This is a genomic window from Caulobacter sp. (assembly GCF_035254145.1).
Lineage (GTDB): Bacteria > Pseudomonadota > Alphaproteobacteria > Caulobacterales > Caulobacteraceae > Caulobacter.
The window spans coordinates 1-6915 of record NZ_DATFAV010000340.1; the positions used below are offsets into that span (position 1 = coordinate 1).

Here is a 6915-nt window from a genome sequence, read left to right on the forward strand (position 1 = left end):
TCCGCACCCGTATTCGGCTCGGCACGGTCGGTTTCGTCTATCAGTTTCACCACCTGCTGCCCGAATTCACGGCCCTGGAGAACGTGGCCCTGCCGCTGTCGATCGCCGGCAAGAGCCAGCGCGAGGCCGAAACGCGCGCCAGGGCGCTTCTCGAAGGGCTGGGCCTGGGTCACCGTCTAGACCACCAGCCCGCCCAGATGTCCGGCGGTGAGCAGCAGCGCGTGGCGATCGCCCGGGCTCTGGCCAATCGTCCGAAGCTGCTGCTCGCCGACGAGCCGACCGGAAACCTGGATCCGGCGACCTCCGCGGCGGTGTTCCAGTCCCTCTATCAGGTCGCCCGCCAGGAGGGCGTCGCCGCCCTGATCGCCACCCACAATATGGAGCTGGCGCGCTACATGGACCGGGTCATGGCGCTGAAGGACGGCCACCTCGAGACGCGCAGTCTCTAGCGTGGCTTAGAGCAGGGCTTGCTTCATCGCCGCGAAGAAGCCCGCCTGGTCGATCCGCTTGATTACCCGCGCGTTGGGCGGCCGGCGCTTCAGGGCCGGATCGGCGACCTCGATGTCGGGCAGGATCGAATGCGAGACGCTGAGGTAGCCGCGCGTCAGCTCGCCCAGGGTCTCGACGTCAACGACGCACTGTTCGCTTTCGAGGATCAGGCTTTCGTCCAGGGCGACGGCGCAGGTCAGGGCGTCGGGGTGCAGACTGCCATCCAGGCCCTCCGTCTCGCGGGCGAAGGCGAGCGAGGCGCGGTTCACGTCGGTGAAGAACCGGGCCTTGGGCGTGCCTAGGGTCTCCAGCTCCGCCAGCTGGGCGCTGGTCCACAGGCCGTCTCGCAGGGTCTCCGTCCAGGTGACGATCGACAGGTTGAAGCCGGCGTTGACGACGATCTTGGCCGCCTCCGGATCGACATAGAAGTTGTATTCCGCCGCCGGGGTGACGTTGCCGACGCCGTTGTCCGTGCCGCCCATGATCCACAGATGCTTCAGCGCCTTGGCGATGCGGGGTTCGCGCAGATAGGCGAGGGCGATGTTGGTCAGAGGGGCCTGGGCGATCAGGGTGATCTCGCCGGGCGCGGCCATGATCCGCCGCACCAGTTCGTCGACCGCATGGCCCTCGGCCGGACGCTGAGCGGCCTTGGCGAAACCGCTGTCGCTCATGCCGTCGCGCCCGAAGACATAGGCCGCGTCGAGCGGCGCGCGCGTGAAGGGACGCTCCGCTCCGAGATAGACTGGCACGTCGGTCTTCCCGCAACGCTCGAGCGTCACCAGGGCGTTCTCGGCGTGCTGTACGAAGCCGACATTGCCATGGGCGATGGTGATCGCCTCGACCTCGACGCCCGGGCGGGTGAGGGCGAGCATCAGCGAGAAAACGTCGTCGCCGGCGGTGTCGGTGTCGATAATCAGGCGCATGGGTCGATTTGACCTGATCCGTTGGCCTTGGCCAGACCCCGCGACGCACGCCACGTCCACAGGTCGTTTCTCCAGAAAATGCGGCGATAGACGCGAGAACATCTTGTGAACAGAACAAAACCGGAATATGGAACAAAACAAGAAATCTGTGGAGGTTCCGATGATCCGTGTGGCGCGAGAGTCTTTGGCCCTTGTTTCCGTTGTAAGCTTCGTCTGGATGATGTGCTCGGTCGCCCAATTGGTGGCCTGAGTCGTATTGGGCGGAGGATCGGGCCATGGCGGACGGGGAGGGAGAGGGTTTCGTCCACCTTCGGGTCCGCTCGGCCTATTCGCTGCTTGAGGGCGCGATCAAGGCCGACCAGATCGGTAAGCTCGCCGCCGCCGCCGGCATGCCAGCGGCCGGCTTGGCTGATCGGGCCAATCTGTTCGGCGCGCTGGAATATTCGTCCTATGCCAAGGACGCCGGGGTCCAGCCCATCATCGGCTGCGCCATCCCGGTCTCGGGCATAGGCGGCGGCCCGACCGAGCGTTGGGCGCGGGCGCCGACCGTGATGCTGCTGGCTCAGAGCGAGCAGGGCTATCTCAACCTTTCCGAACTGTCGTCGATCGCCTACCTCGACAGCGCCGAGCTGCCCGAGCCGGTCGTGCCCTGGGCCAAGGTCGCCCAGTACAGCGAGGGCCTGATCCTGCTGTCGGGCGGGACGGATGGGCCGGTCGACGCGCTGTTCGCCGCGGGCAAGACCGCGGAAGCGTCGGCGGCGCTGGCCGAGATGCACCGCGTCTTCGGCGATCGCTTCTATGTCGAGTTGCAGCGGCACGGCTTGCCCAAGCAGGCCGCCGCCGAGCCGGGCCTAGTCAACTGGGCCTATGACAACGACGTGCCGCTGGTCGCCACCAACGACGTCTATTTCGCCAAGCCGCAGTTCTATGAAGCGCACGACGCGCTGCTTTGCATCGCCGACGGCTCCTTCGTCGGCCAGGACGAGCGACGTCGGGTCACGCCCGAGCATTGGTTCAAGCCGCCCGCCGATATGCGGAAGCTGTTCTCGGACCTGCCGGAAGCCTGCGACAACACTCTCGATATCGCTCGCCGCTGCGCCTTCATGGTGCACAAGCGCGATCCCATCCTGCCCAGCTTCCCGACCGGAGACGGCCGCGACGAGGCCGAGGAACTGACGCACCAGGCTCGAGAGGGCCTGAAGATGCGGCTGGAGGGCCTGACCCTGGCCGCCCCCGAGGAGGAGTACTGGAAGCGGCTCGATTTCGAGCTCGACATCATCAAGAAGATGGGGTTCCCCGGCTACTTCCTGATCGTGTCGGACTTCATCAAGTGGGGTAAGGCGCACGGCATCCCGGTCGGGCCGGGGCGGGGCTCGGGCGCCGGCTCGCTGGTCGCCTGGGTGCTGACCATCACCGACCTCGACCCGCTGCGCTTTGGCCTGCTGTTCGAGCGTTTCCTCAATCCCGAGCGGGTCTCGATGCCCGACTTCGACGTCGACTTCTGCCAGGAGCGACGCGAAGAGGTGATCTCCTACGTGCAGGAGAAATATGGCCGCGACCGGGTGGCCCAGATCATCACCTTCGGCAGCTTGCAGGCCCGCGCCGTGCTCCGTGACGTCGGCCGGGTGATGCAGCTGCCGCTGGGCCTGGTCGATCGCCTCTGCAAGATGGTGCCCAACAACCCGGCCGCGCCGGTGACCTTGGCCCAGGCGATCGACATCGAGCCTCGTCTCAAACAGGCGCGCGACGAGGATCCGAACGTCGCCAACTGCCTGAACGTGGCGCTGCAGCTGGAAGGCCTGTTCCGCAACGCCTCGACCCACGCCGCCGGCGTGGTGATCGGCGACCGGCCGCTGACGCAGCTGACTCCGCTCTACAAGGATCCGCGTTCGGACCTGCCCGCCACCCAGTTCAACATGAAGTGGGTCGAAAGCGCCGGGCTGGTGAAGTTCGACTTCCTGGGTCTGAAGACCCTGACGGTGTTGGACCGGGCGGTGAAGCACCTGAAAAAACGCGGCTTCGAGATCGATCTGGGCAAGCTGCCTTTCGACGACACCAAGACCTACGAGCTGCTCGCCTCCGGCCAGACGGTCGGCGTGTTCCAGCTTGAAAGCCAGGGCATGCGCGACACGCTGCGCAAGATGCGTTGCGGCTCGATCGAGGAGATCACGGCGCTGATCTCGCTCTATCGACCGGGCCCGATGGACAACATCGACACCTTCGTCGACTGCAAGTTCGGGCGCAAACCCGTCGACACCCTGCATCCGTCGCTGGAAGGCGTGCTGAAGGAGACCTACGGCGTCATCGTCTATCAGGAACAGGTGATGCAGATCGCCCAGATCCTGGCGGGCTACAGCCTGGGCGAAGCCGACCTTCTGCGCCGAGCCATGGGCAAGAAGAAGAAGGAGGAGATGGATCTCCAGAAGATCCGTTTCGTCTCCGGCGCCAAGGAGAAGAACGTTCCCGAGGAACAGTCGGGTTCGATCTTCGAACTGGTGGCCAAGTTCGCCGGCTACGGCTTCAACAAGTCGCACGCCGCCGCCTACGCCTTCATCTCGTACCAGACCGCCTGGTTGAAGGCGAACACGCCGGTCGAGTTCTTCGCCGCGTCGATGAGCCTGGATTTGTCGAACACCGACAAGCTGGCCGTCTTCCATCAGGACGCCCGCCGGTTCGGGATCACCGTGCGGGCGCCGGACGTGAACGTCTCCGGAGCCGATTTCGAGGTCGAGAACGGCGAGGTGCTGTACGCCCTCGGCGCCATCCGCAACGTCGGTCTCGACGCCATGAGGCATCTCGTGGCCGTGCGCGAGGAGGGCGGGCCGTTCCGGGACATCTTCGACTTCGTCGAGCGGATCGATCCGCGACAGGTGAACAAGCGTGCGATCGAAAACCTGGCGCGGGCCGGGGCCTTCGATCAGATCCACAGGAACCGCGCCCAGATCGTGGCTTCGGCCGACGTGCTGATCGCCCACGCCCAAAGTTGCCATGCCGACCGTCAGGGCGGGCAGGGTGGCCTGTTCGGCTCGGATTCCGGCGCGGGGCGGCCGCGCCTGTCCAAGACCGAGAACTGGAATCAGGTCGACCTGTTGGACGAGGAGCTGTCGGCCGTCGGTTTCTACCTGACGGGTCATCCCCTCGAGGACATGGTCGGCATGCTGCGCCGGCGGCGCACCGCCATGCTGGCCGAGGCCATGGTCCAGGCCGAGGCGGGCATGGAGGCCTTCCGCATGTGCGGTGTCGTCCGCCGTCGCCAGGAGCGCGCCTCGCAGAGCGGCGAGAAGTTCGCTTTCGTCTCCCTGTCGGATCCGACCGGCGAATACGAGGTGCTGTTCCCGCCGGAATCGCTGCGCAAGTGTCGCGACGTGCTGGAGCCGGGCAAGGCTGTGGCCATCAAGGTCAGGGCCAAGGCGCGCGACGGCGAGGTCCGCTTCTTCGGCGACGACGCCGAGCCGATCGAGAAGGCCATCGAGAACGTCGTGGCGGGCCTGCGGGTGCATCTTTCGCCGTCGGCGGCCGAGATCGACGCGCTCAAGCGGCGCCTCGAGCCGGCTCAGACCCAAAAGGGGGGCGAGGTCACCTTCGTCGCGGCGATTGGCGGCGGCCGCGAGATCGAGCTTCGGCTTCCGGGGCGTTACGCCCTGGATGCGGCGCTGCGCGGCGCGTTGAAGACCGCGCCGGGCGTGGCCTTGCTAGAAGACGTCTAGGAAAATATTCCTATATTGCGCCTTTGAGGAACGCCTGATCGCGAGAAAGCCGCGATTTCCGCGCGTCGGGATGCGGGCCGAGGTTAGATCTCTCGCCTAGGGGCGCCATGTCTGGCTACCACGCCGCGGCGCGGGCGTTCGGCAATCCCGCTCGGAACAGGCGGCGCTCGGCGGCCTTGCCGCCCTTGACGATCACGGGACGGTCGGCGCCCCTCAGAAGGGGCAGGTCGTCCAGGCTGTCGGTATAGGCGTAGGACCACCGCGCCCCGTGGCCCGCCTCCAGCAGGGACTGGCACTTGCGACGGTTCCGGCAATGGATGTCGGCGATCCATCCGCCTAGGCGCGGCTTCAGCGAGGTGCCGATCACCTCGACGGGGCGGTCCAGGGTGGCGAGCAGCGCCTGCGCCAGGCAGGCGGGCGCGGCGGTGACCACCACCACGCGATCTCCGGCGGTCAGATGCTGATCCAGCGCCTTGAGCGCGCCGTCGCGCCAAGCCAGCGGGCGCAGGCCGGAGGCGAAGACCTGGCCGAACTGGCGGCATGAGCGCTGCAGTCCTGTCTCGGAAAGGCCGGCGGTCGCGATCCAGAGCAGGATCGAGGCGCCGGCGCGGCGCGTGGCCGGCAAGGCCACCATCGGAACCGCCAAGGGCGCGACAGCCAGGGTCGCGAGGGCGCGCAGCGGCGCCCGGCGCATGCGTTCCCAAAGCCATACCGCCGTGGAATCGCCGTTCAGCAGCGTTCCGTCCAAGTCGAAGACCGCGAGCATCGCCATTCTCCGCCCCTAGCTCCCATCATTGACGCATGGTCCCGTGGAGATTTCGCGACAACACGCCGCCTTGCTTGTGGACAGGCGGGCGCTGGGCGTTTCCGGACCCCTGACTCAAGGACGACGTCCGCCTGGCGCCGCCTCAACGGCTTCGGGCGACTGCGACGCGAGCCGGGGAGATCGCGATCAGACTTGCTTTTTTCCGCGCCAGGGCCTATTTGCGCGCCCATTCCACACGTGGACGTTCGGTTGCGCCGGGGAGACATCCCGACGTCGCCGTTCCGGTCCCGCTCCAGAATGGTCTGGAACGGGGGTGTCCGCGGAGGTTCAACCGGAAAAAGGATAAAGGCCCGATGGCTCTTCCCGAATTCTCCATGCGTCAGCTCCTGGAAGCCGGCGCCCACTTCGGCCACCAGACGCACCGCTGGAACCCGAAGATGGACCGCTACATCTTCGGCTCGCGCTCGAACATCCACATCATCGACCTGTCGCAGACGATCCCGCTGCTGCACCAAGCCCTGGTGAAGGTCCGTGAAGTCGCCGCCGCCGGCGGCCGCGTGCTGTTCGTCGGCACCAAGCGTCAGGCCAGCGACCCGGTCGCCACGGCCGCCAAGCGCTGCGCGCAGTATTACGTGAACCACCGCTGGCTCGGCGGCACCCTGACCAACTGGCGCACCGTCTCGGGCTCGATCGCCCGCCTGCGCGAACTGGAAGGTGTCCTGGCCGGCGAAGCCCAAGGCCGTTCCAAGAAGGAACTGCTGCAGCTGACCCGCGAACGCGACAAGCTGGAGCTGTCGCTGGGCGGCATCAAGGACATGGGCGGCATCCCCGACATCATGTTCGTGATCGACACCAACAAGGAAGCGATCGCGATCCTGGAAGCCCGCAAGCTGAACATCCCGGTCGTCGCCATCCTCGACACCAACTGCGATCCGGACGGCATCACCTATCCGATCCCGGGCAACGACGACGCCGCTCGCGCCCTGCAGCTTTACTGCGACCTGATCGCCGACGCCGTCCTGGACGGCCT

6 protein-coding genes are annotated in these 6915 nt (G+C 66.5%); 4 read left to right on the top strand and 2 right to left on the bottom strand.

From position 1 onward, the window contains the following. On the top strand, positions 1 to 449 hold a 449-nt coding region (locus VJ655_RS20120), incomplete at its 5' end, for an ABC transporter ATP-binding protein (RefSeq protein ID WP_324114229.1). Between the two features lie 6 nt (positions 450 to 455). Here VJ655_RS20120 and VJ655_RS20125 read toward each other — a convergent pair. Beyond that, on the bottom strand, positions 456 to 1412 hold the full coding sequence (locus tag VJ655_RS20125; protein WP_324114230.1) for a nucleoside hydrolase: 957 nt from the start codon (positions 1410 to 1412) through the stop codon (positions 456 to 458). Between the two features lie 160 nt (positions 1413 to 1572). Between VJ655_RS20125 and sidA the strand changes: the two genes are divergently transcribed. Beyond that, positions 1573 to 1662, top strand: a complete 90-nt coding sequence (gene sidA / locus VJ655_RS20130) for a cell division inhibitor SidA (RefSeq protein ID WP_099442979.1) — start codon at positions 1573 to 1575, stop codon at positions 1660 to 1662. A gap of 25 nt (positions 1663 to 1687) precedes the next feature. Then, a complete protein-coding gene (gene dnaE, locus VJ655_RS20135; RefSeq protein WP_324114232.1) occupies positions 1688 to 5119 on the top strand; it encodes a DNA polymerase III subunit alpha in 3432 nt (1143 codons plus the stop codon). A 115-nt stretch (positions 5120 to 5234) separates the two neighbouring features. Here the strand turns inward: dnaE and VJ655_RS20140 are convergent, their stop codons facing one another. Further along, complete coding sequence (locus VJ655_RS20140; protein WP_324114236.1) at positions 5235 to 5885, bottom strand: haloacid dehalogenase-like hydrolase; 651 nt, start codon at positions 5883 to 5885, stop codon at positions 5235 to 5237. Between the two features lie 353 nt (positions 5886 to 6238). On the opposite strand from VJ655_RS20140, the gene rpsB reads away from it, so the two are divergent. Continuing rightward, the coding region (gene rpsB / locus VJ655_RS20145) for a 30S ribosomal protein S2 (protein ID WP_324114234.1) at positions 6239 to 6915 on the top strand (677 nt) is incomplete at its 3' end.